Here is a 26,086-nt window from a genome sequence, read left to right as displayed (position 1 = left end):
AACTTTGATACTCTTTCATCTTGAAACTCCTTCTTTTGGTAGAGATAGAAGTTTCAAACCGACCGCCGTATAGGTCAAACCTTGAGGAGTCCCCCGGCAGAGCCGGGGGATTACCTTATTTATTTATGATTCGTAATCGCCAAGTTTAAATCATGCAGACAATCCCACATATAAAAAAAGAAGATCTTGAACGATGGGAGAAAATCCTCAGCAAGATATCACCAAAAGTATTGGCTGCTATCAATTCGGGTTTGCTGCAAGATGGACGCCTGCTGGCACTTCATTTAAGAAATAGCCTAAATTTAGGTGCTTTAGCTTACGCTTCCGGGGATTTCAAAGGTTTTCTAGCTGCGTATCATGAGACTTTGCTACGATTTCAATTATTCTTCGATGACAGGTATTTTTCACAAGTTAATGCCAAATATGTTTACGAAACCAGCGAGGAAATATTATGTGTTAGCTTGATATTAAATGAATCACGCACACCTAACCTAGCGCGAGACATACTATCATTTACAGTGCAGCAATCTGATTCACGAGTTGAATTTATCAGCGCAATCGCAGCACTTCTTCAAGACGAAAAAGATAGTGCAAGAAAACTGACACTGCGTCTCATTAAGAATTCGAGTTTATCGTTTGGGCAATTTTTACCGCAAGCGCTTTTGGCTATTATTAATGATGATTTGAATTTATTCTTGATAGCCATTGCTGGAGCTACCGCTGAGTTTGACGAACACATCAGCGCCGAAGGTAAAGGCACTCCAGAAGCAGCTATTTTTCTTAGAGGGGCCGCGCTGCTCAGATTGTTTGAACGTGTAAATCACAAAGAAATTAATAAAACCACCTTTGATCCTCGCTTACTACCAAATATATAGAATACAGTGTTTTGTCACTTGATCGCCAAGAACCAACTTACTCTGTTTTACTATCAAATAAATTGAGTTGAGAATTACAAAATCTTAAGCAGTTACCAATATCCGACATAAATATGTAGGGTTTAGAATTGATAACGTGCCTGCACACCCAGACCCAACACTTTGGCACTACTCAAATTCAGATTATCTGTCTGCAAATGCACACCGACAAATTGATTGCTCCAGCCTATGCCAACTGATTTATAACGCGTATCAAAGCTGGCATCAAAACGACCATAGGCAGAATGATTGGCGACACTCAACACTGGTAGATTTACGCCATAAAAATGCCGGACTTGCGCGGCAAATTCCCATTGCTGGTTTTGGTAAGCGAGTCGCGCTGTATGCGTTTGTGGCACTGAGATCGAGCGCGTCCTCTGACGGTTGACGCCTTGTAGCAGAGGCTGATAGTTCAGATAGCCTTTGCTGTCATATTGCACGACGGCAGAGCTCAGGCTTTGCTGTAGCTCTGGCAAATTTTTCCAGGCAAAGCGATTGAATACATCTTCCAGTTGATATTGCACACGCCATGCAGGATTGATTTGCCAATCCATGGCAAGGCTGGAGCTGTAGCCCCTGGCTTCAGGCTCAAATTGCTGGAACAAATATTGGTAGCGGCTATTCACATCCAGCTCGCTAGCAGAAAAACTGTAGTGTTGATTATCGACATAACTGGCCGCACCTGTTGCCTGTGTAGAGCGGTATTGCGGATTCATGTAATACACGGCACTGGCAAAGAAGCGCGGTTGATACACACCACCAAAATCAAACCAGCGCCCTGCCCTCAGGCCAAAGCCTGACCAGCTTTCCAGCTGGGCAGCCAGTTGATAATTGACAGCTTGTTGTGGCAAACCAGCTTGCTTGTATGCCTTCACAAATGCCAGGGTGGATGCGCTGGCTTTAAGCATGCCTTCCTGGCGGGCTTCCAGATTTAAGCGCCACTCTTTATAACCCACACCCAGCTCTGCCCGCAAACGACGCAGACTGACATTCTGACCATCTTTGGGAGAAAAATCTGTATTCCAGTCGCCTTCGATTTTGCGGGTGGGCATGAAGTCTGAGGCTTCCCACAAATCCACATTGGAAAATACCTGCCAGCCCTCATCGTTCTTTTGTGGGGAAAGCACATCCAGAGCATATGCCTGCTGGGTAATTGATGCGCAGAATAAGGAAAATATCAGACGGGAAGAAAACATGGCTTACTCAAAAAAAATAGCCCGCTGACATGCAGCGGGCCGTCAAACAATATACAAACTATCGGATGGTTTCAAAGCTACCATCAACATAGCTGATACGGCCTACTTTGATATCCAGCCAGCCTACCTTGCTGCCATCTTTGAGGATGTCGGCAACTTCATTCTTGCCATACACATCAAAAGAAACACCGGACGAGCTACTGACGCGCACAACGCGGGGCTTGCCAATGCTCTCACTCATTTGCGCATTGATGACACTACTGCCATCCAGATATTGCGCAAAAATACTGTTACTACCGAAAGCGTCATTACTGCCAGTCACATTCAATTTTAATGGCGGGCGTTCTGGCACCTGTATAACGCCTGACAATGCTACTGCCTTGCGCACAAAATTATTTGCTGACTCGGGCTTGTTGCTATCGAAGCTGCCGTAGGCAAAGCGCTCTACCGTCAATTGACCGTTGAAAATCTCCAGTGCATTTGCAAGGCCTGTGGCATTGCTGATGCTACCTATAAAATCAATACGATTTGGTTGATAGCTGAGGCCATTCTTGTCGGCAGATGCATTTCCGATTTTTATCTCGCCATGCACTTTGCTATTACCAGCTTCAGCCGTAATCGCCAGATTGAATTCTTTGATGCCATTTTTTTGCAGATTACCTTTGTAACTCAAGGCAACAATTGCGTAAGAACCTTTATCCAGTGACAGACGTGAACTTACCTGATCTTTGACATAAGATTTAAGCTCACCACTAAAGTCATAGCGGAAATTGCCATCGACGGTTTGATTGCGGTCCGTGCGAAGACTCCAGCGCTCAAAATCTGAAATCAACTGCCCAGCGCTATTCGTGCGTGGTGGCATCTTGCCTTCAACCGTGAAGGCATATAGCTTGTTGCCTTCCATGGCAATACTCATCTGACCAGTGTATGCATCATTTGAATTGCCATACGTGGCAACTACGTCTGCAGGATTAACTGGTCTTCTGAGGAAATCATTCTTACCTTCATTCCAGACGAACACTGCTTTTTGCTGTACCAGTTCAGATTTGTAGTTAAAACGGGTGACGTCATTTGCCACTGGTTCCAGCCAGATACGATCTACCAATTCCACCCACTCAACCTGATATTGATAAGCATATTTATAGGTGCCCGGCAGTATAAAGCGCGAGAAACGGCATTCTATGCCTGCAGCTTGCGCAGGTGTAGTTGCCACATTCAAGGCATCACGCATGACAGTGCAATCGCCCAGATTGCCGATATTCTGATAAACACTCCACAATGCAGTTTGCCCATAGAACAGGCCATTGACCGCAGTTGCATTGGTCTGACCGTTCCTGTATTTATTGAATTGATCTATACCTTCCGTGATGGTTTTGGACCAGATCAGCAAATCCTTGTCCAGCGGTTGCGTCGCTTTTTCAAAGTCGGACTTGACAGCATTGAGGCGCAAATCCAGGCCACCATTTTGCTGTGAATTCGATACCGCATAAATGTTATTGCGCAAGCTGCTAAATAATTGTTTGGTTGCAGCGATCTTGTCCTGTTCAGGAGCGGGTGCTGGCAGACTATTCGCAGTAAACGCACTGGTACCAGCTACTGAGTTTTTGCCTGATTTGTTGAGGCTTTCATCTTGTGCGACTTTTTCAAAGCTGGCACGCAAAGCGGCACGTACATCTTCTCGCAATATAAAATCATTGCCATCCAGTTTGCCAGCAGAGGCGATTTGTTTTACCACGCAAGCTACACGGCTACCCTGGTTTGCAGCGTCGCAGGAAAGAGCCTTGTCCAGTGCCAGTTGCGAAATGGCAGTCAGGCTCAGGCCCTGAATTTTTTCATCAACATAAGTATCTTGCGATGCATCTGCAGTCGTGTGGATTGCCAGCACCCTTTGCGGGTCAAAACCCAGCAAGGCCTGTACACCTGCCCTGGCCCGGTCTATGTTTGTTGGTGTCAGTCCGCCCGCTTTTTCTGCAACCTGAACGATCAATTCTGTCAGCGGCGTAACGCTACCCCAATATACTGGTTCAGGACTGCTACCTTGCTTGACAACGCTGCGCAACTTCAAGTCTTCAGGAAAAGGCAAGTCTGCCTGGGTAGCCTCGTCATACATTATTGCGCCAGGCGCAGCACTTACTTCGATGAGGAAACTGGCAACACTGCCAGATACCGATATCGCATAGCTGCCGTCAGCGCCGGTAGTAGCTGTCGCAAAAGAACTGGCAGATTTATTACCGGCCTGATCAAGACTAAAGGCTGATACGTGCGCACCAACGATGCGTCCCTTTGCGACTACGCCGATAAATTGACGACCACTGTTACTGACAGCTACTGTGGTGCCATTCGCGTTATTGCTGACGGTACTACCGCCTCCACTTCCACCACCACAAGCACTGAGCAATGCTGACAATAAGACGGGAATAAAAAATTGATACTTGTTATTTTTCATGAAGTAATTGAAGTTTGAGCGCAAAAGCGCACATGCATAAAAAGTACAAAATGCAGCTGGCATCTCAGAAAATGCAATATCTGCAATTTTGTTACGAAATGTAAATGCAAAAAAGACTGGTGATTCTAACACCAGAAAGCCGTTTGGCTACACATAAGACGAACAAATATGTGGTTATAAATATATGGGATGTAAATGAGGTGTAAGTGAGTTGTAATGCGGTAGCGCAGCCACATCTGGCTGACCATTAATACAATCAGCGCTTGACCTGGTCAGGCTGTGCAGTCGTTGAAGCAGGTGAGTTGGCATCAAGTATCTGTACGAAAATTTCGTTCTTCTTGATCATGCCGAGTTCAAAGCGGGCGCGCTCTTCGACCGCGTCTGTACCGTTTTTTAAATCCTGTACTTCGGATTCGAGCTTGCCATTGCGTTCTTTTAATTTTTCGTTATTTCCTTTGACCTGCGCTACCTGCCTGTCCAACTCCCAGACACGCAACCAGCCCCCCTTACCCAACCACAGCGGGTATTGGATCAACATCAACAGGGCAGCAAAGGAAAGAGCTATCAAACGCACGGATAATTAAAGCAAAATAATAAAAACAAAACTAATCTGTTTCCAAAAGCAGACCTACAAGAAAAAGGGGAACTCCGTTCCCCTTTTTATTTGCACGATACCAGATTACTTCAGATTATAGAAGGCGTCGCGACCAGGGTAGCTGGCAATTTCGCCCAAATCTTCTTCAATACGCAGCAATTGGTTGTATTTTGCCATACGATCAGAACGGGACAAAGAACCGGTCTTGATTTGCAAGGCATTGGTACCAACGGCGATATCGGCAATAGTGCTGTCTTCTGTTTCACCGGAACGATGGGAAATAACGGCTGTATAACCAGCACGTTTTGCCATTTCGATCGCAGCAAAAGTTTCTGTCAAAGTACCAATCTGGTTGATTTTGATCAGGATGGAGTTGGCGATACCTTTTTGTATGCCTTCTTTCAGGATCTTGGTATTGGTGACGAACAAGTCATCGCCAACGATCTGGACTTTCTTGCCCAGTTTTTCAGTCAGGATAGCCCAGCCGTCCCAGTCGCCTTCAGCCATGCCGTCTTCGATGGAGATGATAGGATATTTATCTACCCAGGTTGCCAGCAGATTGGTAAAGTCGGCGGAAGACAAAGTCAGGCCTTCACCTTCGAGGTGGTATTTGCCGTCTTTGTAGAATTCGCTGGCAGCGCAATCCAGGCCCAGAGCGATTTGCGTGCCTGGCTCGTAGCCAGCAGCTTCTATCGCCTGGATAATCAGTTTGATGGCAGATTCGTGATTATCGACGGAAGGTGCAAAACCACCTTCATCACCAACCGCTGTCGTCAGACCTTTGTCGTGCAGGATTTTTTTCAGTGCATGGAATACTTCTGCACCATAGCGAACTGCTTCGCGGAAAGTTGGCGCACCAACCGGGATGATCATGAACTCTTGAATATCCAGATTATTGTCAGCGTGTGCACCACCGTTGATGACGTTCATCATCGGTACTGGCAATTGCATCGCGCCTGAGCCACCAAAATAACGGTACAGTGGCAGGCCAGCTTCTTCAGCGGCAGCTTTGGCGACAGCCATGGACACGGCCAACATGGCATTTGCACCCAGGCGGCTCTTGTTTTCAGTGCCGTCCAGATCGATCAGGGTACGATCCAGGAATGCCTGCTCATTCGCATCCAGGCCCATGATGGCTTCAGCGATTTCGGTATTGATGTGTTCGCAGGCTTTCAAGACGCCCTTGCCCAAATAGCGCGACTTGTCGCCATCACGCAGCTCTATGGCTTCGCGGGAACCTGTGGATGCGCCTGAAGGCACAGCAGCACGGCCCATGACACCAGATTCCAGCAAGACATCACATTCAACAGTTGGGTTACCGCGCGAATCCAGAATTTCACGACCGATAATGTCAACGATGGCACTCATTCAATTCTCCTAAACAATCAAAATATCGAACAAAATATCTAACAAATTAATACGAATCTGATTTGCAAAACATCTGTTGGCTGGATATGCCGACAGATAAATAAAGCTGGCAGCTGTATGACTTTATTACAGCCAAAATAATGGTGCAGATGATACCCCATTACGGCAACACTTCAAGCCGGACAAAACTTTATTCTTGCGGCTTTTTACGCTGATAAGCAAAAAAACCTTCACTACAGATCAAATCATGCAAAAGCAGGCTCAAAAACCCTGGCATATCCCCGTCAGTACAGTCTCCGGGGCCTGCCAACAACATTCTTTCAGGCAACTACATACCATCTTGCAAAAAAGGCGAGCCGCAAAAGTGGCTCGCCTTTTTAATCAGAATTTGCAGATAACAGACAAACCAGCATTCAAACTACCCGACTGGAGGTCTGCATCAAATCCCTTACATCTCATGCCTTGTTACCCTGCGCCTTTTTATGATCTATCGCCGCCCTGGCGAAAGATATAAACAAAGGATGACCATCACGCGGCGTCGATTTAAACTCAGGGTGATATTGCACACCCAGATACCAGGGATGCACATCACGTGACAATTCCATGATTTCGCACAAATCTTCTGTCGGCGTACGGGCAGAAACGATCAAACCAGCTGCCTCAACGCGCCCCAGATAATGATTATTGGCTTCATAGCGATGACGATGACGCTCAGTCACGACATTGCCATAAATCTCTGAAGCCAGCGTACCAGAAATAACCGCACAAGTTTGTGCACCCAGGCGCATAGTGCCGCCAAGGTCAGAATTTTCATCCCGTGTCTCGACTTTACCATCATGGTTTTGCCATTCATTGATCAGGGCAACCACTGGCTGTTCTGTCTCTGCATCAAATTCTGTCGAGTTTGCCATGCTCAGGCCGGCCTTGTTACGGGCATATTCAATCAGAGCAACTTGCATACCCAGGCAAATGCCCAGGTAAGGTATTTTATTTTCACGAGCATAGCGGGCTGCCAGAATCTTGCCTTCTACGCCGCGTTTGCCAAAACCACCTGGCACCAGGATGGCATCGTATTTTTCCAGTGACTTGGTACCGTGCGCTTCGATTTCTTCAGAATCAACATACTCAATATTCACACGGCTCTCAGTGTGGATACCGGCATGACGCAAGGCTTCTGTCAAAGATTTATACGACTCTGTCAGATCAACATATTTACCGACCATACCGATAGTGACTTCTTCTTTCGGATTTTCCAGCGCATAAATCAATTTGTCCCACATCGCCAGATCAGCTGGTTTTGGTGACAAGCCCAGTTTATCGCAAACGATTTTATCCAGACCCTGGTCGTGCAACATCTGTGGAATCTTATAGATGGTATCTGCATCCCATACAGAGATCACTGCTTCTTCAGCCACATTGGCGAACAGGGAAATCTTGGCGCGTTCATCATCAGGGATAGGACGGTCAGCACGGCACAGCAAGGCATCAGGGAAAATACCAATTTCACGCAGTTTTTGTACACTGTGCTGGGTAGGCTTGGTTTTCAATTCACCGGCAGCGGCAACATACGGCACCAGTGTCAGATGCACGAAGGCAGCGGCATTGCGGCCAGCGCGCAGGCTCAGTTGACGGGCAGCTTCGAGGAAAGGCAGGGATTCGATATCACCGACCGTACCACCGATTTCAACCAGAGCAACGTCAGCACCGGCAGCGCCACGATGGATGAATTCCTGGATTTCATTGGTGATGTGCGGGATAACTTGCACAGTCTTGCCCAGATATTCGCCACGACGTTCTTTGCGGATAACGGATTCATAAATCTGACCAGTGGTGAAGTTATTCACCTTTTTCATTTTGGCCGTGATGAAGCGCTCATAGTGCCCCAGATCCAGATCAGTTTCAGCGCCGTCATCGGTCACGAAAACTTCGCCATGCTGGAATGGGCTCATGGTACCTGGATCCACATTAATGTACGGATCAAGTTTGAGCATAGTGACTTTGAGACCGCGCGATTCAAGGATCGCAGCGAGAGAGGCAGCGGCAATACCCTTGCCTAAAGAGGAGACTACGCCCCCCGTAACGAATACAAACTTAGTCATTGCAGAAGGTGCCGAACGGCACAAGCGGGAAATTCGAATTATACATCACTAAGCCGTGATGTGCGAGAATTCCCGCTCGCAATTAGCTTGAAATTTCAGGAGCCGGCAGATTTACATTGCATAAATAAATTGCAATCTTGCAAAATTCTGCGCGCCCTGGCCATTGCTTAATTCCTTGATTTCATTGCTGCGACGGATGAAGGATGCTGATGCACCATAGTTTTCACCACGCCATAAATAACCTATCTCAAACTCGCCCACCAGACTTTTGGGTTTGACTGCAGTAGTCTGATTACTAAAGTAGCCGCCCTGTATGCTTGCATTGTAGGCAACAGTCTTGAGCTCGGTACGCAAGAAGCCATAACTGGCTGCTTGTTCAGGCAATGCATTCAGGCTGCCCGCACGTATCATCAACTCGGCACTGGCATCAGTAAATATATTACCGAAACGACCCTTCAGGCGCGGAGCAATATCTACATTGGACATGGCCACGATGCGGCCCGGTGAATATTCACCTGACAGGACTGCACCCCATTCATTGCGCAGCTGCGTACTCCAGCCTTGTGGCAAAGGCTGCTTCAGCAATCTGTGCAAATGTGTCTGCGTCCACTCGCCACCGGCGCAAGGGCCCAGGCATCCTAGGTCCAGACCCAATCGCTGGCTGCTGCCATTGGCTTCATTCTTTTCACGATACACGCCTGCAAACAACCAGCCAGCATAAGGGTGATCAATTTTAGCGATCTGGTTCGGAGTCAGTTTGATGTCTGATGCTGTATATAGCTCCTGCCCCAGTCGCCAGCCATAAGTCAGCGCCTGCGTGGTGTCTCCTTTGGTAAAGCTCTGCCCTATTCTGTTACCGCTGGTGTAAAAACCGTCATCCTTCTTGAACAGCAAGCTGTCATTATCAATATCCACTTGCCAGGTTATTTTGCCAGTCTGCCGCACCTGTGTGAATTCATTCCAGGATGGCAAAGTCTCTTGTGCAAACACGCTGGTCGTAAAGAGCAATGTCGCCAGTGGCAAAGCAAATTTCAATACAGGCTTGATTTGATTCATGTATTTGTCGAGATAAAGTTTATAGGGAGCTTATGCTGCACTTTGTTTCATGCGTTCCAGCATTGCCAACACGGCTGCGGCAGTTTGCTCAGGCACTTCCATGGGGATCAAATGTCCACCTGGAATAAGTACGTAATTATCACCCATTAATTTCTTTGTCGCATGAGGGCCAGCCTGGCGGCACTCTATGGATTCAGTACCTCCAATAAAACCAACTGGCACATTGGGGGGCCGTTTGTTCAATCTACCCAAACCATCCGGCAAGGTGCGGTAGATAGCTGTTTCTACTTCGCGGGTAAAACGCAGGGTCACGCCTTCCGGGTGTGGTTTAAGCCCGGCTTTCATATAATCACGCAAGACTTCTGGCGGCCAGATGGCAAACATCTCCTTCGATGCAAAGTGCTGATAGGCCTCTTCTTCATTTTTCCACAGATGGCGTCGTCTTTCTGAAAAACGCGCAGGTGAAAACTTTTTGTCCAGCCCCAGGGACTTGAATATACGCAATAACATCGCCCGCCAGCCAGATACCACAGGAGAATCCAGTACCACGACCCCACGCACCAGGTCTGGCCTGGCCCTCGCAGCCATCAGGGACAAGATGCCACCCAGCGAATGGCCCAGCAATATCACGGGTTGCTGATAACTTGCCTGCAAAGTGTCTATCAACTCTTGCACCAGGTTGCGCCAACCATCTGTCACAGGATATGCCGGATTGTGGCCAACCATGTCGGTGGCATGCACATCATAAGAGGATCGCAAATGATCGAGAAACACGCGATATGTCCCGGAGGGAAAGCTATTGCCATGGACAAAATGGATGATGGGTTTTACGGTAGTCTCGTTCATAAAAAGGGCATAGCATTACCGGTCAAACCAATAACGCGCGTTTTCCTGTCTGAATTGTGAAGTTTTCAATGATGCGCCAAATTGTATGCTGATTGCACCCGATTCATCTGTTCTTAGACGTTTTATTCCAAAATCAGCGTAGCGCTGGAAGACTTCTGGCTTGGGATGGTGGTAGCGGTTCAAGTAACCGACCTGGAAAATTGCCAGCTCTGGCTGCACCACCTTTAGGAACGGCTCCGTAGACGATGTCCCACTACCATGATGCGGTGCCAGCAACACATCCGCCTTCAATTTTTGCGGGATGCTGTTCACCAGTTCATCTTCCTGTATGGCCTCTATGTCACCCGCCAGCAAAATGGAATGCAGTTTGGCAGAGACCTTTAATACGCAACTACGGGCATTCGGTTTCCATTTCGTACTTTCATAACTGGCTGAGCCGGGTTGCAAGACTTCAAAATGTACGCCATCCCAATCCCAGGATTGCCCACCCACACAACGCCTGTGCTGCTTTGCAGTTTGAACGATGGGGCTATCCAGACTCAGGGACGTACTTAACAGGCCTACAGGCAAATGCTTGAGTATGCTTAAGGCTCCGCCAGAATGGTCATTGTCGTTATGGGAAATCATCATGACATCAAGTTCATTGATGCCCCTAGCATGCAGATAAGGCAAAATCACGCGGCTGCCACTGTCAGAATCAAGCCCCAGACTGGGGCCGCTGTCATACAGTAGTCTGTGATGTGCAGTTTCCAGCAATAAAGCCATACCCTGCCCTACATCCAGTGCCGTCACGGCCAACTCTCCCTCTGCTGGTTTTTGCGAAGTCTGCAATAACAATGGCAAGCAACAGACCAGCCCCAGCCAGCGCAAGGGCCAGGCTCTGGGAGCCAGCAGCCACAATACACCGGCCATGGCCAGCGCAAACAGCCAGAATGAGGGGACAGGTGCCGTCCACACGGCATACGGCGAGGCACTGAAGTAAGTCAGGAAGCGTGCCAGAAAATCGACGAAGACGTGAGCAATTTGCAGCAGCCATCCTGATAAAAGCGCAGGCAGGATACTGCCGACCAAGGCCAATGGCGTGACAACAAAGCTGACCAGGGGAATAGCGATTGCATTTGCCAACGGGCTGATGAGGGATATCTGGCCAAACAGGAACATGGTCAGCGGTATCATGCCCAGAGTTACTGCATATTGCATCAGTGATGCCGAACGCAAAGAGGCAATGAGGCCGGCTGCACGACTTTCTTGGGGTTTTACGCGCCCTTGCCCGCCAGTAGCAAAAACGATGACGCCGACAGCCGAAAAGGATAACCAAAACCCCGCAGACAACACCGCCCAAGGGTCTGCCAATACGACAAGTCCCAGCGCCAGGCTTAAGACTGCAGAAAAACTGCTGATGCGCCCTGTCCATATCGCCACCGCCACGACGCTGAGCATGATCAGCGTTCTTTGCGCAGGCAAACCAAATCCAGCGAGGGCAACATAGACCAGTGCCATCAACGCACCTGCCAGTGCCGCTGCCTTTTGCGCAGGCAGGCGCAAGGGCAAAGAAATATTGAGGAAAAAAGAGCGCCGCCAGAAGTAAAATACCAGGCCAGCGAACAAGCCTGCGACCATGGTAATGTGCAAGCCAGAAATACTGATCAGATGACCTATGCCCACCCGGTTAAATATAGTCCAGTCAGATTGAGGAATTTCACGCTGATCGCCGACCACCAGGGCGACCAGCACCCCAGCATATTGCTGGCCGGGCAGAGCAGCGTGTATGCGGTCGCGTAACTTGGCGCGGCTGTATTCGACGACATTGTTGATGCTCCAGACAAAGTCAGCCAGCTTGCGGTTATAGATAATAGCTTCTGGTTCAAATTTATCGAGCCGTACAGTGCCAGTAGCACGTATGCCTTGCTCCAGCAGCCATGCCTCATAATCAAAGCCAGCGAGTGGATTGGCGTTGCCATGCGGGCGCTTCAGCCGCACTTTGAATTGCCAGCGTTCACCTGGCTGGACTGTCGTCACCTGTCGCATATCACTGCCACGGTCAGCGCCATACCAGGACAATGCGACTTTGGATGGCCAATGCGCAATGCCAGTCAGATCGCCAACACCATCAGCACGCACCTGCTCTACTGCAAAATTGAATCTTTGCCCGTGTTCAAATTGAAAAGGCAGGCTGTCTATGGTGCCGGTTAATACCACATCCTGGTTTTCCCATTTTTTGGGTAACTCTTCGCGCATATAGAAATGTGCATAAGCGCTGGCCCAGACGAAGCCCAATAGAGCAGCAACCGCAAAGCGCGCGGGCAGATGCATCCAGGGTACTAGTTTGTATTTAAGCAGAAGAAGAATGATGAATAGTGCTGAAACCACCAGCAGCGCCAACAAGTTGTAGCTCAATAGCGCTGCCTGTTGCTGCAAGATGGCGACACCAAACACCAAGCCCAACATCACCGCCCGCACAGACTAGCCCCTTTGCATGCGTGGCATGATGTGCATGGCATTGGCGGTAGTTGCTTGCGCTACTTCAGCCAGACTCAGATGACGCAACTCTGCCAGCACGGCACCTATCTTTGGCAACTGGGCTGGTGTATTCGCGCCCTCTGGCAACCAGCTAGGCGGGATATCTGGCGCATCGGTTTCGAGCACGATGCTGGACAGGGGCAAGTCCGTTGCCAGCCTGCGTATCTGCAAGGCGCGCGTGAAAGTCATGGCGCCACCAAAGCCCAGCTTGAAACCCATGTCAATGAAGGTCTGTGCCTGCTGTGCACTGCCATTAAATGCATGGGCGATACCGCCCCGTACTTTGATGCGACGCAAATGCTTGAGGATGATGTCTTGTGAACGCCTTACATGCAGCAGCACAGGCAAATCAAAATCCCTGGCCAGCTTCAGTTGTTCTGTATAGAAGTATTCCTGTTTTTCCTTCAAAGGGCTCTGTGTCAGTGCAGGTACAAAATAGTCGAGGCCAATTTCGCCTATGGCTACCAGCTTTTTTTGCGTATCTGCGCCAGCCATCAAGGCACTTACTTTTTCGCGCAAGAGCAGCAAGTCTTCTTCTTTTGAAGTTGGCACATACATGGGGTGTATGCCGAGAGCATAAAAACAATCGGGTCGCTGCTCGCCCAACTGAATGACAGTGTCAAAATTGCTTTTGTGGACGGCAGGCACAACGATGGCCGAAACGCCTGCTTGCGCAGCAGCTTCGGCCACAGTCAGCGATGTGCCACCAAACTCACTTGCATCCAGATGACAGTGGCTATCTATCCACATAATATCCACACATGGCTTCAAACCCAGACTAATTGATTAATAGCCTGATTATGAAGCAGTTTGCCTGCGGACTACAATGTTTTGAACGGGTGCTATTGTTTGCACCTCCTTGTGAGCGCGCCAACGCCAGACAATCAGGCCAGCAGCCAGGGCTGCCAGCAAATGTTTGATACTGTGGCCGCTCATGATCTGGAGTTGCTGCAAAATCTGCTCATCCAGCATTTCAGTGATTTTTGCAATCACGTATAAAAACATCGCTGCACCAAATGCCAGGCGGTCTGCACGTTCTGCTTTCCATATCCATTGCCATAAGGGGATCAATACCAGAGTCAAACCCTGTATCAGTAAATAGGGACGCAAGTCATCTGTCTGCTGCCACCAGATCACAGACATCAAAGCCGCCATCAATAACAGCACCAGCTCCAAAAAGGCTTTGCGCGCATCCATACCTGGCAGGCTATCTGCCCTCACTGCCGCCAGCAAACTGCAACAGGCAAAGACAATGGGCAACCTGTCCCAGAACAGACGTGCATCGTCAGGTGCTAAATGGTAATAACTGGAACCCACGGTAGTGGCAGCGATACTGAGAGCAAAGACGCAATAAGCGGGGAATGCGATACCAACCTCACCCTTGCGATATTTTTCCAGCAAAAACCAGCCGCCAACCATCGCCACTATCGCAAAGCCAAGATTGGTCAGTACATCAATCGCATGAGGTATACCCGCCCAGTCTGACTGGTCAGCAAAGTCATGATAATGCGCTAGCTGGGCAATCGGTCCATGCAGTAATAATGCCAGGGCTGCCAGCGCCGAAATCAGCAAAGGCAGCGTACGTAAGCCAGCTTTCATTTTCTTCACCTATGTTTTAAGAGATAGGTAATTGTGGAGACAGGCAGCAAATAATGTAACTAATACTGGTAAAGTAGCACCATAAAATAATCGAAGTATTAAATCCCGCAACCTTGCGCATGCAGAACCATGACAGAAATCCGGCAATTATTGAACAGCATCAAGCAGCAATTGAAGCTGCAAGGCAAAACATATAGGGACGTGGCTGTGGCCCTGGATTTGTCCGAGGCCAGTATCAAGCGCCTCTTGAGTGCCGATAATGGTGCCAATATGAGTATAGAAAGGCTGGCACAAATCAGCCAGTTTCTGGGCTTTAGCCTGATGGAGATCACGCAAGAGGCAAATACCAGCAACACCCGGATCCATAGTCTGAGCCCTGCGCAGGAAAAGGAATTAGTTTCTGACACAAAATTGCTGCTGGTGGCAGTTTGCGCCCTGAACCACTGGAAATTTGAAGAAATCCTGCATGTCTATCAACTCAGTGAAACAGAATGCCTGAGCAAACTCTTGCGTCTGGATAAATTATGCCTGATCAGCCTGATGCCAAATAATCGCATACGCTTGAATATCGCCAGGGATTTTGACTGGCTGCCACATGGCCCCATACGCCAATATTTCCACGACACTGGTATGGCAGATTTTCTGGATGCGCCGTTTAGTCATGAATATGAGTCACAGCATTTCATACATGGCATGCTGACAGATGCCGCCGCTGAAAAATTCCAGGCTGAGATACGCCAGCTCAGGCAAAAATTGGCTGAGCTGCATACCGAGAGTTTAAGCAGTCCGCTCAAGAAAAGGCGGGGCACTGCAGTATTGCTGGCCATGCGTGAATGGGAACCAGCCAGCTTCACTGCCCTGCGCAGAAAACCTTAGTGTGACTTAGTTCAGGTTTTTACTGCGCCTGCTTTGGCCTTGGCAAAGTGACGGCACCAGGGATGACGATATCGTCGCGCAGCCGCAAGAATTTAAAACCTAGCAAGCGGCGTGGCTTGGCCTGCTTGCTGGTTCTGGTCTTTTCATTGGTGCGGCTAATGAAAGTATCAAAACTCTCTTCCTTGACCTGTGGTTCGCCAGAGTTCAAGAAGTTGCGCTTGCCATTCGCATCAACCACGACCAGACCGACATGGGTGATGGATTGATACCCATCTTTGTCTGATACCACGTTCACAAAATCACCATCGCGCAATTGATCCAGTATGGCACTGACCTTGTCGGCCTTGACATAGGCTTCATGGCTGGTTTGCACGGGGATGGTAGTTTCTTTATGGTGTTGCTCGCGCAGGAATTTTGCCCTGTCGACGACGATATCATAGCTCGCCACTTTGTCTGCGCCAAAACCGGCACTGACATCTTTAAGCAACCAGGCATTATTGGTATTCCAGTCGACTTCCGTGTAATGGTTGCGCGTCACCACGCCGATCAGACCGTCTTTGTAGCGTATGCGTTGCAAGGTCCAGAAAAATTCTTCCCAGGAACTGCTCAGGGCCATCGCATAGGTATGTTCAGCAAACACCAGGCAATCGCTATGCGTGAGGCTATACATGGGCAGGTTGTCATGCAGTTCAAAGGGGAACTCGCCCAGCAGGTTCAGCTTGTAGGGCTGGCCTATATTTTTTCTGGCAATAAGGGCGATGCGCTGGCGCAGGTCAGGCACATTGGCATGCAAATATGCCAGGTACTGATCCACTTCTTGCGGCGTCATCTGAAAGATTTTTTTATTCTGGAATGGCTCACTACCTGATTTGACAGATGCAGTGCCCTGCTTATCCTGTGCTTGAGCAGGCGCAGTGATCGACAAAGCAGAAGCAAGGGCAAGAACCAATACGCGAAGAAACATAAATTAATAGAATAAATGACAGGGATCAGGCTTTATACCATAGCCTGCGATTTCCCTGCCCGAAAAACAAAAAACGCATACCAGCCCGCAGTCCGTATGCGTTTACACCGCTCCAGACAGTAGCAATCAGGCCAGCGCCTGTCTGGCTACCAGGACTCCATCGGCATCGGCATAAATCCAGTCACCCGGCTTGATCGCCACGCCTGCGACATTGATGCGTGCGTCCCGCATGCCACCACCATGTTTGGCAGCGCGCAAAGGCATGGGTGCCATGGCCCGTACACCAATATTGCAGGCATTGATTTCATCTACATCGCGGATACAACCATGAACCACGATACCGGCCCAGCCATTTTTTTCAGCCAGTGCGGCCAGATTGCCGCCCACCAGAGCACAACGGAAGCTGCCGCCACCATCGATGACCAGAACACGGCCATTTCCTGGAGTTTCCAGCGTTTCCCTGACCAGTACATTGTCCTCAAAGACTTTCAACGTCACTGCCTGACCGCTGAATTTGATGTGCGCGCCATAACGCAAAAAGATGGGCGGGATAACTGCCAGTTCATGCGTGGCAATCTTGTCTTCGTTGGCATCACAAATATCACAGGTGGCAAAGCTCATGATTTATCCTCGTTAGTGTGGAACCCTATTCTAACCAGCTATGCTCAGGCCGCCAATGCCCTGGTCCTGCTGCCGACATTGACAGCCGTCAAGATTGCCAACACCTGGAAGAAGCCGACACAGATAAAGACCCAGGATGGATGATGCGCATCCATGATGGCACCAAAAATCAGCGGCGCCACTGCCAGGCCAGAATCAAGACCGGAATAGACTATGCCATACACACGGCCAGTCGCATTCTTGGGGGCAGCAGCACGTATCATCAAATCACGCGAAGGTCCGGCAACGCCAGAACCAAAACCGATGGCGCCCATGAGCAGGATAGCGATGCCAGCATTGACAACCCCACTGGCCAGTATCAGTGAAAAAATCCCGGCGAAGCTGAAGGCCAAGGTAATCGTTCTATCGTGATTCGTCGTCCTGGCCGCCAAAAAACCACCCCACAGCATGCCACCAGCCGAAGCCAGCATGTAAAAAGTGTAGGCAGTGGTGGCAGAACCCAGCGACATGTCATACATCTGACGCAAGCTGGCGGATGAAAAACTTTGTATGCCACCCAGTGCCATGGCAATCATGAAGAAAAAGCCGAAACACATCCATACCGCAGGTATGCGCATGAAATCCATCGAACCCTCGGCAGCTTTAGCTGCATGTGTTGCGCTTTTATGTTGGATCACTTCGGTATGCAACAAGTCGCGATAAAAAACCAGGACAGCCAACACGGCAAAAGGCAGGAAAGCCGCGCAAAACAAGGCCGTGCGCCAGGTTGTCAAGCCGGCGATAGTCACCAGAAATACCGGCGCGGCTGCCCACCCCAGATTGCCGGTGATGCCATGCACGGAGAACGCATAGCCTAGCCGCTGGCTCGATACTTTTTTATTGAGCAGAGTGTAATCAGAAGGATGGAATACGCTATTCCCTACCCCAGCCAACATGGAACCCATCAAGAGCATGCTGTAATTTTGTGACATCGACAATACCAGGGCAGCTACACCCAGACAGCTAATGCCGAAAAACAGCACTGCTCTGGCCCCGACTTTATCGACAATAAAACCTGACAAGGCCTGACCTATGCCAGAAATCACAAAAAATACTGTCATCAGCAAACCCAACTCTGCAAAGGACAGGCTGAAGGCATCTTTAATCCAGGGGAACAGGGGCGCCAGTATCATATGGAAAAAATGGGAAATGCCATGCGCCAGGCCAACGAGGCTGATCACCATCACATCCTTTTTCATATTCTCCGGCGCTGCCTGGTTTGTCGCTAATGTCGTCATTAAAGTCTTCTCCTGTTTCCAAATGCACTTGCAGCCTGCAGCAAACAATCGTGCAGGCAGGTATTAAGTCAGCTATTAAGTCAGCCATTAATAAGCAGTGTATGCAAATTTGTTCAGTCTGATTTAAGATAGATAGACAAACTTTATCGCATTTCCGCCAAACTAGGATTTATCATGGCAATTGACATCCTCACCGATACCCGCCCTCAAGCGCCAGACAAGCGTCCCTCGCCTGAGCGCCCGGTGCGTCTGGCAGCCAGGAACTTGCCGACAGAAGAAGTCATCAGCATGCACAGCCACACCTGGGGGCAGTTCACCTACACGCCCCAGGGCATGATGCAGATACTGGCGAACAATAACGCCTGGTTCGTGCCGCCATTGCGTGCAATCTGGATACCACCGAATGTGGCGCATGAGGTACGCATCATAGAACCCTCGCATCTAAGGCTGCTCAATATTCATGCCGATTTTGCACCTTTTCGTGGTACAGATTGCCTGGTACTGGAAGTTTCTCCCCTGCTCAGGGAATTGATTGCCTGCATGGAAGTGGTAGAAGTCGCCAGCCCGCGTGAATTTCATATTGCGGCTGTCATCATGGATGAATTACAAGCAGCAAAAGCACTGCCCATACGCCTGCCCATGCCCAGAGATAAACGGCTTAAAAACCTGTGTGAAATTTTGCTGGCAGATCCTGCCTCTGGCCTGACAATGGAAGATTATGCGGTGCAGGTAGGCGCATCTTCACGCACCTTATCGCGCCTGTTTGAGCAAGAACTAGATATGTCATTTACTGCGTGGCGTCAGCAGATGCGCTTATCGAAGGCATCGCCATTGATCACCAGTGGCATGCCTTTATCGCAAGTAGCGTCTGAACTTGGCTACGCGAGCCAGTCGGCATTTTCTGCGATGTTCAAAAAAACTTTTGGTGAGTCGCCATCGAGTTTTTTCAAACAGAGATAATTTGTGCCGCAAGACTTGTTTTGAATCACTAGGGACAAAAAAAGGGCAGCATTTAATTGCTGCCCCAACTTGCTTTCCTACCTTGGTATAGACCGGTAATCTATCCCCAAGTTCCCACTAATTTCAAGCCAGCTCCCCTGCTTTGCTGAATATCAGCTCATGATCTTTGGCATCAATCGCAATAATGTCCTTAGGCCCAAATTTGCCCTGCAATATCAATTTGGACAAAACATTTTCTATCTCTTGCTGAATGGCACGTTTCAAAGGCCTTGCACCATACACAGGATCGAAACCGGCCTCGGCAATTTTTTGCAGCGCATCTTCGCTGACCTGCAAACCCATGTCCATCTGGCGCAAACGCTGTTCCAGGGTCTTGAGCTGTATCTTGGCAATCGCGCCTATGTTTTTTGCATCCAGTGCATGGAAGACCACGATTTCATCAATACGGTTGATGAATTCAGGGCGGAAATGGGTTTTGACTTCCCCCATGACAGCCATCTTGATGACTTCTGGATCACTGCCTTCCATCGCCTGTATCTGATGTGAGCCCAGGTTGGATGTCATGACGATCACGGTATTCTTGAAGTCCACCGTACGGCCTTGTCCATCTGTCATTCGGCCGTCATCCAATACCTGCAACAGCACGTTAAACACATCATGATGCGCTTTTTCGACCTCGTCCAGCAAAATCACGCTATACGGTTTACGCCTGACGGCCTCAGTCAGATAGCCGCCTTCTTCATAGCCAACATAGCCAGGTGGCGCACCTATGAGGCGGGCAACCGAATGTTTTTCCATGAACTCACTCATGTCGATACGGATCAAGGATTCTTCAGTATCAAACATGAAATTCGCCAGTGCCTTGCACAATTCTGTCTTACCGACGCCAGTCGGCCCGAGGAACAAGAAAGAACCATAAGGACGACCAGGATCACCCAAGCCAGAACGTGACCGGCGGATAGCGTCAGATACCGCAGTAATTGCCTCATGCTGGCCAACGACACGCTGATGCAAGGCGTCTTCCATGTGCAATAATTTCTCACGCTCTCCCTGCATCATGCGTGACACGGGTATGCCAGTTGCACGCGAGACAATCTCTGCAATTTCTTCTGCACCGACCTGCGTGCGCAAGAGCTTCATCTTGCTGCCGTCTTGCTGGTTTTTATCCGCCTGAATATCTGCATGCTTGAGTTGGGCTTCCAGCTCGGGCAATTGACCATACTGCAACTCAGACATGGTTTGCCAGTCACCACGGCGTTTGGCTTCATCCATTTGCAGGCGGATTTTTTCTATTTCTTCCTTGATATGGGTGCTACCTTGCACAAGGGCTTTTTCTGCCTTCCAGACTTCTTCGAGGTCAGCATACTCCAGCGACAACTTGCCTATCTCTTCTTCAATCAGGATCAGGCGTTTTTTAGAACCCTCATCTTTTTCGCGCTTGACCGCTTCCTTCTCGATCTTCAGTTGTATCAGGCGACGATCCAGCTTATCCATGACTTCAGGCTTGGAATCTATCTCTATCTTGATCTTGGCCGCGGCCTCATCAATCAGGTCGATTGCCTTGTCCGGCAAGAAGCGGTCAGTAATATAACGATGTGATAATTCTGCCGCTGCGACTATCGCAGGATCGGTGATATCGACACCGTGATGGACTTCATATTTCTCTTGCAAGCCACGTAGGATCGCTATGGTTGCCTCTACACTCGGTTCATCAACAATAATCTTTTGAAAACGGCGCTCGAGCGCAGCATCTTTTTCTATGTATTTGCGGTATTCATCGAGCGTAGTTGCGCCCACGCAGTGAAGTTCACCACGCGCCAGTGCTGGTTTCAACATATTGCCAGCATCCATCGCACCTTCTGCCTTGCCTGCGCCTACCATGGTGTGCAGCTCATCGATAAAGACGATGGTCTGGCCTTCGTCCATCGCGATTTCCTTGAGCACGGCCTTCAGGCGCTCTTCAAATTCACCACGGTATTTGGCACCAGCCAGCAAAGCAGCCATATCCAGCGACAAGACTCGCTTGGATTTCAGGCTATCTGGTACTTCGCCATTGACGATACGCTGCGCCAGGCCCTCAACAATGGCAGTTTTACCGACACCAGGTTCACCGATGAGCACAGGATTATTCTTGCTGCGACGCTGCAGGACCTGGATGGCGCGGCGGATTTCATCATCACGGCCAATCACAGGGTCGAGCTTGCCCAGACGAGCACGCTCGGTCAGGTCCAGCGTATACTTTTTCAAAGCTTCGCGTTGCCCTTCGGCATCCTGGCTATCGACATTATTGCTGCCACGCACGGCGGCTATGGCTGCCTCCAGCGCTTTACGTGTCAGGCCATTTTCACGTGCCAGCTTGCCTGCTTCAGACTTATCATCGGTCAGGGCCAGCAAGATCATTTCACTGGCGAGGAACTGGTCGCCACGCTTTTGTGATTCCTTGTCCGCCAGATTGAGCAGCCCCACGAGTTCACGCCCGGCCTGTACCTGGCCATCGGTGCCACTGACCTTGGGCAAACGCTCCAAAGCGGCTTTCAAGGCATTACTGAGGGCTGTCACATTTACCCCTGCCCTTTGCAGCAGCGAATGGCTGCTACCATCGTCCTGGTTGATTAATGCCAACAAGACGTGCACAGGTTCTATGTATTGGTTATCATTGCCGACTGCCTGACTTTGCGCATCGGCGAGTGCTTCTTGTAGCTTGGTGGTTAATTTGTCGAGCCGCATGACTCTCTCCTGAATAATTAGTTAGCATACAATTTGGGGCAGGCCAGCCAATTTCAAGAATAGGCAAAGCTAAACTCGCAGTGCATTTCACGATGTTTGTTTTATATCAAAGACCACATGGATTTACATCAGATACAAATTACTTATCTTCCTGATCAGGATAGACTGCTGCTCAAACTGTCATTTGCAGAAAAGGACAAGCCCGCCCGACAAGAGATAGACCTCTTGTTTACCCGCAGCACGACCATGAAGTTCTGGCCAGGCCTGCTGGAAGCCATGGGCAAGCAAGTAAAGATGAGCAAACCCAGCGCTGCCCACGCCAGTTCAGAGTTGGTTCAAATGGAACATGAGGCCTCGGTGGCTGAAATGAAGGACAGCGGTCATTTCAATGCGCCACTGGAAGACGATGTTGAAAGCTGGCCGCTGGGCAAAGAAGCCATGTTGCCAGAGAATATACAATTCCACGTGCACGCAAAACTGCCATTCAGGATGGAATTTACGGTTGCCAGTGGCAAGAATTTTGAAATTGCCATGGGCAAGCGTTTGCTGCACGGCTTTTGTAAATTATTCCAGGATGCCGTTGAAAAAGCGGATTGGGGTTTCACCCTGGAAATGATGGGCAATGCGCCGGAGGCTCCTCCGGCGGGGATGCTGAATTAAGAGCTTAGCTAAAAGCGCCAACTAAAAACGACAAACTAAAGACGGCAAAATCTCAAGCGAATTTGCCGGATTTTTTAAATTGATTGGTTGCCTCTACCAGTGCCGCAGCAATGCCCGGTTCACCACCAGAGTGGCCCGCATCAGCAATCATCTGCAAACTCGCTTCTGGCCAGGCATGATGCAGACGGTGCGCAGTCACGGGCGGGCAAACCACATCATAACGGCCTTGCACGATGACGGCTGGCAAGTGGCGGATGCGGTCTATATCCTGAATCAACTGGTCTTCGTGCATGAATGCGCCATTGATCATGTAATGCGCTTCCAGTCTGCCCAGGCCTATGGCAACAGCATCTGACTCAAAATCGGCAATAGTGTCGGGTTGCGGCAGCAGGAAGATGCAAGAACCTTCATAACGGCTCCAGTTACGTGCTGCCTCAGTATAAATAGCAGGGTCGTCGCTGAACAAGCGTTTAGCATAAGCTTGCAGCAAATCATGGCGTTCTTCTGCTGGCACACCCTCGGCAAAACGCTGGTGCACTTCAGGGAAGAACCATTTCATGCCATTCACAAACCATTCCACCTCGGCCTTGGCACACAGGAAAATACCCCTGAGCACAAAACCCAGGCAGCGCTCAGGATGCGCTTCGCCATAAGCGAGTGCCAGAGTCGAGCCCCAGGAGCCGCCAAAGACCAGCCATTGCTCTATACTCAGCATGGCGCGGATTTTTTCTATATCCTCCACCAGCAAAGCCGTCGTGTTATTGCGATATTCACCCAGCGGCAGGGATTTACCCGCGCCACGCTGATCAAACAGCACGATGCGATAATGCGCAGGATCAAAGAAACGACGGTGATTTGGCGCTGTGCCTCCACCCGGGCCGCCATGCAAGAAAATCACGGGCTGGCCGTTGGGATTGCCACTCTCCTCCCAGTACAAGGTATGAATATCATCGACTTTCAACATACCAGTACGATGTGGTTCTATGGCAGGAAACAAAGAAGTAGTGTCAGCACTCATGATGATCAGAGGGGATGTGGTTTAAATAATTAACAGGGATTATACCCATGTGTTTTAAGAAGCAATAGGCAATATTGCAATACCTGCACGTGTATTGCGGTATAGACTTTTATTTCCTATGATGCTGTTTTTATATTCCAGGCCCCTGCCATGCCACTATCAGATTCTCAAGCAAAATCAAACGGACATGAACAGCCGGAGGTACCGGGGCTGTATCACTACTGGTCGCGCATGATGGCAGCATTGAATGGCAAGAACCAGGGGCACAATCCCGAGTTCCACAGGGACCGCCTGCTCCTGCATGTGCTGGGACTGGGGCTGGAACAAACCACACAGTATCTTCTGCAAAACCGCCCTGGTTTTACCGATTTCCAGACATGGACCTTTGCTACAGCAGGCATGCCATCTGGAAGCACCATCGCGCGCTTGCACAACCTGTATCAAGATGCGCCACTCCCGGATGAGATTCTGAACCTGTTCGGGCAAGTCAACAATATGTCCGACGTATTCAGTGCAGAAGAGCTGCAGCATTGGTCTGAACATGGCTTTGTGGTCTTGTCCAACGCTGTGCCAATTGCAGATTGTGCTGAGGCTGAACAAGTGATCTGGGAGGCGCTGGGCGCACGCAAAGATGATGAGGCAAGCTGGTACCACAAGGGTCATGCAAACATCATGGTGCAGTTATTCCAGTCCGGCGCTTTCGAAAAAAACCGCCGCGCATTACGCATACACAAGGCATTTGCACAATTGTGGGGGACGGCAGATTTATGGGCGACCACTGACCGCTGCAGCTTTAACGTCCCTGAGAAAGAGGGCCATATTTTCCAGGGGCCTGACCTGCATTGGGATGTGAGTTTGCAGCAGCCCCTACCATTTGCCACCCAGGGCTTACTCTACCTGACAGATACGCCGCCAGAACAGGGAGCATTGACCCTGGTACCTGGTTTTCATCGCAGACTGGCGACATGGCTAAATGAGTTGCCAGACAATACCAACCCAAGGGAACAAGATTTACATACGCTGGGTTCGATACCCGTGGGTGGCAAAGCGGGCGACCTTGTGATCTGGCACCAGGCCCTGCCCCATGGCAGCCGCCCTAACCGTGGCAAGAAACCCCGCATCGTGCAATACATCAATATGCTGCCCAGCCATTTGCAAGTACATGAGACCTGGCTTTAAAACACCAGGCAATTTACTGGAAGAACGCCTTGTAGCTCGTAAAACCAGCAAAGCAGCAAATAATGGAACCCAGCAAATGCACGCCACTATGCAGTAAAGCCCAGCCGTAGTCGCCACGGTGCAGCAGGCTCATGGCTTCTGCCGAGAAAGTAGAAAAGGTTGTCAGCCCACCCAGAAAACCAGTAATCAGAAACAATCGCCATTCAGGAGACAGTTGCGGATATGCAGAAAAAAAAGCTACCGCAAAACCGATAATATAGCCGCCGCCCAGATTGGCGATCAGGGTACCGACCGGTAACAAGGGCAGCACACCGTTGAACCACAAACCCAGAGCCCAACGCAGCCACGCACCGAACGCCGCACCTATGCCAACTGCCAGTGCACCCAGCCAGCTCATATACCACTCCCAGTTGCTTGTGGCATCCATTTTTGCAAAGCCCGATCATCGGATTCACGCGCATCCACCCAGCGTGCGCCTTCTGGCGTCTGCTCTTTCTTCCAGAAAGCTGCCTGGGTCTTGAGATAGTCCATGATGAATTCACAAGCCGCAAAAGCATCGCCACGGTGGCGCGTTGCCACGGCCACAAGGACTATCTGGTCGAGCGGCTGTAAGACTCCTACCCTGTGGATCACAATAGTATTGATCAGCTTCCAGCGCGCCTCAGCCTCTTTGACTATTTGTTCCAGCGCTTTTTCCGTCATGCCAGGATAATGTTCCAGCTCCATGGCACTGACGTCCCGGCCATCATTGATATCGCGCACCAGACCAACAAAACTGACTACAGCGCCTATGCCAGGGTTAGTCTGACGCAGTTGTGCCAGCTCGGCATTCAAATCAAAGTCAGCAGTCTGTACACGGATAGCCATACATCACCCGCCGGTAACTGGTGGGAAGAAAGCCACTTCAGCCCCTTCGCTGATGTCGGTATCCGGCTCGCACATCTGCTGGTTATAAGCCATGCGCAAGGCACGTCCGGGTGCCAGCACCTCAGCCCACACATCACCACGCGCTGCCAGCCAGGCCCTGACCTCGCCTACTGTTCTGACATCATCTGGCAAGACTACCTTTTGTTCGGACATGCCCAGTTTTTCGCGGACACTGGCAAAGAAACGTAACTGTATATTCATTATCTAAAACACTGGAAATTGCGGTAAATTCAAGCGA

23 protein-coding genes are annotated in these 26,086 nt (G+C 49.8%); 5 read left to right on the top strand and 18 right to left on the bottom strand.

Annotated elements, in window-relative coordinates:
• Positions 1 to 152: 152 nt before the first annotated feature.
• Positions 153 to 875 carry a hypothetical protein gene (locus ACO0LL_RS23090; RefSeq protein ID WP_422953161.1) on the top strand — a complete coding sequence of 241 codons (723 nt, stop codon included), beginning with the start codon at positions 153 to 155 and terminating at the stop codon, positions 873 to 875.
• Positions 876 to 997: 122 nt separating this feature from the next.
• Here ACO0LL_RS23090 and ACO0LL_RS23085 read toward each other — a convergent pair whose 3' ends face one another.
• The 10 genes from ACO0LL_RS23085 to ACO0LL_RS23040 all read right to left on the bottom strand — a co-directional run bounded on the left by ACO0LL_RS23085 (position 998) and on the right by ACO0LL_RS23040 (position 14,639).
• A complete protein-coding gene (locus ACO0LL_RS23085) occupies positions 998 to 2,110 on the bottom strand; it encodes a hypothetical protein (protein ID WP_422953160.1) in 1,113 nt (370 codons plus the stop codon).
• Between the two features lie 58 nt (positions 2,111 to 2,168).
• Complete coding sequence (locus ACO0LL_RS23080; protein WP_422953159.1) at positions 2,169 to 4,556, bottom strand: hypothetical protein; 2,388 nt, start codon at positions 4,554 to 4,556, stop codon at positions 2,169 to 2,171.
• 256 nt (positions 4,557 to 4,812) lie between these two features.
• On the bottom strand, positions 4,813 to 5,130 hold the full coding sequence (gene ftsB, locus ACO0LL_RS23075; RefSeq protein ID WP_422953158.1) for a cell division protein FtsB: 318 nt from the start codon (positions 5,128 to 5,130) through the stop codon (positions 4,813 to 4,815).
• Positions 5,131 to 5,235: 105 nt separating this feature from the next.
• Positions 5,236 to 6,519 carry a phosphopyruvate hydratase gene (gene eno / locus ACO0LL_RS23070; RefSeq protein ID WP_186946653.1) on the bottom strand — a complete coding sequence of 428 codons (1,284 nt, stop codon included), beginning with the start codon at positions 6,517 to 6,519 and terminating at the stop codon, positions 5,236 to 5,238.
• 455 nt (positions 6,520 to 6,974) lie between these two features.
• The gene (locus ACO0LL_RS23065; protein WP_422953157.1) at positions 6,975 to 8,618 is read right to left on the bottom strand and encodes a CTP synthase; all 1,644 of its coding nucleotides are present in this window, start codon (positions 8,616 to 8,618) and stop codon (positions 6,975 to 6,977) included.
• A gap of 111 nt (positions 8,619 to 8,729) precedes the next feature.
• Positions 8,730 to 9,674: a lipid A deacylase LpxR family protein gene (locus ACO0LL_RS23060; RefSeq protein WP_422953156.1), complete on the bottom strand. Its 945-nt coding sequence runs from the start codon at positions 9,672 to 9,674 to the stop codon at positions 8,730 to 8,732.
• 30 nt (positions 9,675 to 9,704) lie between these two features.
• Positions 9,705 to 10,520: an alpha/beta fold hydrolase gene (locus ACO0LL_RS23055; protein ID WP_422953155.1), complete on the bottom strand. Its 816-nt coding sequence runs from the start codon at positions 10,518 to 10,520 to the stop codon at positions 9,705 to 9,707.
• 15 nt (positions 10,521 to 10,535) lie between these two features.
• Positions 10,536 to 12,968 (bottom strand): DNA internalization-related competence protein ComEC/Rec2, encoded by a 2,433-nt coding sequence (locus ACO0LL_RS23050; protein WP_422953154.1) that lies wholly within the window; start codon positions 12,966 to 12,968, stop codon positions 10,536 to 10,538.
• Between the two features lie 15 nt (positions 12,969 to 12,983).
• On the bottom strand, positions 12,984 to 13,790 hold the full coding sequence (locus ACO0LL_RS23045) for a TatD family hydrolase (RefSeq protein WP_422953153.1): 807 nt from the start codon (positions 13,788 to 13,790) through the stop codon (positions 12,984 to 12,986).
• 48 nt (positions 13,791 to 13,838) lie between these two features.
• Positions 13,839 to 14,639 carry a hypothetical protein gene (locus ACO0LL_RS23040; RefSeq protein WP_422953152.1) on the bottom strand — a complete coding sequence of 267 codons (801 nt, stop codon included), beginning with the start codon at positions 14,637 to 14,639 and terminating at the stop codon, positions 13,839 to 13,841.
• Between the two features lie 129 nt (positions 14,640 to 14,768).
• Between ACO0LL_RS23040 and ACO0LL_RS23035 the strand changes: the two genes are divergently transcribed.
• Entirely contained in the window at positions 14,769 to 15,515 is a 747-nt protein-coding gene (locus ACO0LL_RS23035) for a transcriptional regulator (RefSeq protein WP_422953151.1), read from the top strand.
• Positions 15,516 to 15,534: 19 nt separating this feature from the next.
• Here ACO0LL_RS23035 and ACO0LL_RS23030 read toward each other — a convergent pair whose 3' ends face one another.
• From ACO0LL_RS23030 to ACO0LL_RS23020, 3 genes are all read right to left on the bottom strand, one after another.
• A complete protein-coding gene (locus ACO0LL_RS23030) occupies positions 15,535 to 16,479 on the bottom strand; it encodes an N-acetylmuramoyl-L-alanine amidase-like domain-containing protein (protein ID WP_422953150.1) in 945 nt (314 codons plus the stop codon).
• A gap of 126 nt (positions 16,480 to 16,605) precedes the next feature.
• Positions 16,606 to 17,100, bottom strand: a complete 495-nt coding sequence (gene rraA, locus ACO0LL_RS23025) for a ribonuclease E activity regulator RraA (RefSeq protein ID WP_422953149.1) — start codon at positions 17,098 to 17,100, stop codon at positions 16,606 to 16,608.
• A gap of 44 nt (positions 17,101 to 17,144) precedes the next feature.
• Positions 17,145 to 18,377 carry an MFS transporter gene (locus tag ACO0LL_RS23020; protein ID WP_422953148.1) on the bottom strand — a complete coding sequence of 411 codons (1,233 nt, stop codon included), beginning with the start codon at positions 18,375 to 18,377 and terminating at the stop codon, positions 17,145 to 17,147.
• A gap of 174 nt (positions 18,378 to 18,551) precedes the next feature.
• Here ACO0LL_RS23020 and ACO0LL_RS23015 point away from each other — a divergent pair, with 174 nt between their 5' ends.
• Complete coding sequence (locus ACO0LL_RS23015; RefSeq protein WP_422953147.1) at positions 18,552 to 19,337, top strand: AraC family transcriptional regulator; 786 nt, start codon at positions 18,552 to 18,554, stop codon at positions 19,335 to 19,337.
• A 123-nt stretch (positions 19,338 to 19,460) separates the two neighbouring features.
• On the opposite strand, the gene clpB is transcribed toward ACO0LL_RS23015, so the two are convergent.
• Positions 19,461 to 22,064 carry an ATP-dependent chaperone ClpB gene (clpB, locus tag ACO0LL_RS23010; RefSeq protein ID WP_422953146.1) on the bottom strand — a complete coding sequence of 868 codons (2,604 nt, stop codon included), beginning with the start codon at positions 22,062 to 22,064 and terminating at the stop codon, positions 19,461 to 19,463.
• 117 nt (positions 22,065 to 22,181) lie between these two features.
• On the opposite strand from clpB, the gene ACO0LL_RS23005 reads away from it, so the two are divergent.
• A complete protein-coding gene (locus ACO0LL_RS23005) occupies positions 22,182 to 22,724 on the top strand; it encodes a hypothetical protein (RefSeq protein WP_422953145.1) in 543 nt (180 codons plus the stop codon).
• Positions 22,725 to 22,776: 52 nt separating this feature from the next.
• Here ACO0LL_RS23005 and pip read toward each other — a convergent pair whose 3' ends face one another.
• Positions 22,777 to 23,742, bottom strand: a complete 966-nt coding sequence (pip, locus tag ACO0LL_RS23000; protein ID WP_422953144.1) for a prolyl aminopeptidase — start codon at positions 23,740 to 23,742, stop codon at positions 22,777 to 22,779.
• Between the two features lie 150 nt (positions 23,743 to 23,892).
• On the opposite strand from pip, the gene ACO0LL_RS22995 reads away from it, so the two are divergent.
• On the top strand, positions 23,893 to 24,921 hold the full coding sequence (locus ACO0LL_RS22995; RefSeq protein ID WP_422953143.1) for a phytanoyl-CoA dioxygenase family protein: 1,029 nt from the start codon (positions 23,893 to 23,895) through the stop codon (positions 24,919 to 24,921).
• A gap of 13 nt (positions 24,922 to 24,934) precedes the next feature.
• Here the strand turns inward: ACO0LL_RS22995 and crcB are convergent, their stop codons facing one another.
• Genes crcB through moaD form a run of 3 tightly spaced genes read right to left on the bottom strand, consistent with a single transcriptional unit; the run spans position 24,935 to position 26,049 of the window.
• Complete coding sequence (crcB, locus tag ACO0LL_RS22990) at positions 24,935 to 25,318, bottom strand: fluoride efflux transporter CrcB (RefSeq protein WP_422953142.1); 384 nt, start codon at positions 25,316 to 25,318, stop codon at positions 24,935 to 24,937.
• Positions 25,315 to 25,788: a molybdopterin synthase catalytic subunit MoaE gene (gene moaE / locus ACO0LL_RS22985; RefSeq protein ID WP_422953141.1), complete on the bottom strand. Its 474-nt coding sequence runs from the start codon at positions 25,786 to 25,788 to the stop codon at positions 25,315 to 25,317. Before moaE ends, crcB begins: the two co-directional genes overlap by 4 nt.
• 3 nt (positions 25,789 to 25,791) lie before the next feature.
• Positions 25,792 to 26,049, bottom strand: a complete 258-nt coding sequence (moaD, locus tag ACO0LL_RS22980) for a molybdopterin converting factor subunit 1 (protein ID WP_422953140.1) — start codon at positions 26,047 to 26,049, stop codon at positions 25,792 to 25,794.
• Positions 26,050 to 26,086: the final 37 nt, after the last annotated feature.

It is taken from the genome of Undibacterium sp. TC4M20W (assembly GCF_049340245.1).
Classification (GTDB): Bacteria; Pseudomonadota; Gammaproteobacteria; order Burkholderiales; family Burkholderiaceae_D; genus Undibacterium.
The sequence above is the reverse complement of the archived record's forward strand: the minus strand, read 5'-3'. Positions and strand labels throughout refer to the sequence as shown.